The organism is Oleiphilus sp. HI0067 (assembly GCF_001635735.1).
On record NZ_LWFI01000420.1, the window covers coordinates 1 to 920 of the forward strand.

The 920-nt window shown below is 40.2% G+C and carries 1 protein-coding gene; it reads left to right on the forward strand.

Annotation, left to right across the window (positions count from 1 at the left end):
* Positions 1-920, forward strand: a 920-nt coding sequence (locus tag A3739_RS29375; protein ID WP_197472061.1) for a hypothetical protein, incomplete at both ends; no start/stop codon positions are given.

Below are 920 nucleotides of genomic sequence, written 5' to 3' on the forward strand. Positions count from 1 at the left end.
AAGCGACTTAATGAACGGCTATCGAGTCTCGATGAGCAAGTTGAATCACTCGCTCGTAACGACTTAATCATCAATAGTCTGATCGATTTTAGTAATCGAGAATCGTATCTTCCCGTATTTTTCCGCTCTCTACAGCCGATAAACTTCATTGGCGACAAATCAAATTTCAGTATTGTTTTTACAGACTTCGAAGGAGAGCTCATTACAGGTAATAACCATAAGTACTTTGCTAACAAGTCACAGATGTACGACTGGAAGAGCTCAACATTAGAAGATGGTTTACACTTTAGATCTGTCGATAAGAACGGGATATTTATAGCTTTTCCCGTGATTTATGGCCCGACCCCCGAAGGGGCTATAGTACTTTACGTTGAGAAGTTATCTGACGTAATCCAACTTGATACTGAAGACTATTCTCTTGAACTGCGTCAAAACGAAGATCTTATATATCGCTCAGGGCCAGTAACTGATGACTCTGGGATGGGCAGCATCATCACATCACATATTCTTGGTACGCTAAAACTCTCAGTCATCCAATCCAACTTAGATGTGTATAAAGATGCGGCTTGGGTTGTTGGCCTTATGCTTGGCATCTTTGCGCTCGTTGTCATTGCACTTGTAAACGCAATTGGGCTAGCAAGCACAACAGCGAGCGACATTATTAATCTCTTGAAAAGTAAAATCGTAGAATCTCGTCATGAAGATGACTTTAAGCTACTCACTGAAAGTGAGAATGAATCTTCAGAAATTACCGAGTTGCGCAACGCGTTTAATCAGCTAATTGAGGGACTATTTACGACAACAAAAATAAAAGAGCGAGTAGAAGATGTCATTGACTCTCTTGATGAGATGCTGGTTGTGTTTGACCTCAACTATAACAATTTTATGTCGAACAACTCGTTTAATCAGTTGTATAGCGA